This is a genomic window from Streptomyces sp. WM4235, assembly GCF_001279725.1.
In the GTDB taxonomy this organism is placed as follows: domain Bacteria; phylum Actinomycetota; class Actinomycetes; order Streptomycetales; family Streptomycetaceae; genus Streptomyces.
The window spans coordinates 1-404 of sequence record NZ_LGDE01000311.1; the positions used below are offsets into that span (position 1 = coordinate 1).

1 protein-coding gene is annotated in these 404 nt (G+C 66.1%); it reads left to right on the forward strand.

The window, feature by feature from the left end:
* Positions 1–166 precede the first annotated feature (166 nt).
* On the forward strand, positions 167–385 hold the full coding sequence (locus ADK55_RS20410) for a hypothetical protein (RefSeq protein ID WP_053680762.1): 219 nt from the start codon (positions 167–169) through the stop codon (positions 383–385).
* The last annotated feature ends 19 nt before the right edge of the window (positions 386–404 follow it).

Here is a 404-nt window from a genome sequence, read left to right on the forward strand (position 1 = left end):
GCACATTTCACAGCATCAGGAGATCAGGTACCGATTCCGACCGAGGAAACGTATGCATAGGCCGCATAGAGGGAATCCGGGTCAGTAGTCATGGATCGGTCGCCTGTTTTATCCTCCTGGCCCGGGGCGGGGTGCCCGGGGCCGACTCAGGCCCGAGGGTGGAGGTATGCCCGTACCCCGCTTGGTCGTCTACCCGCCCGACGAGAACGGATGGCGCCGAGTGCGCTGGGACGGGCCATCCATCGGCATCGCCCACCAGCCCTCCGACATCCCCGTCTTCCTCCAAGACGCGGGCCTGGAGGACCCGGAGGCCTTCGACCTGACCGGGGAGCTGGTCGAGTGGCGCGGCGGCAGCCCGGAAACCTGGGCCGAATCACCGCCATAACCACCACGGGTTCCCCTTA

Coding starts and splice junctions, on each gene's coding strand:
- ADK55_RS20410 (WP_053680762.1), top strand. CDS start 167: ATGCCCGTACCCCGCTTGGTCGTCTACCCGCCCGACGAGAACGGATGG.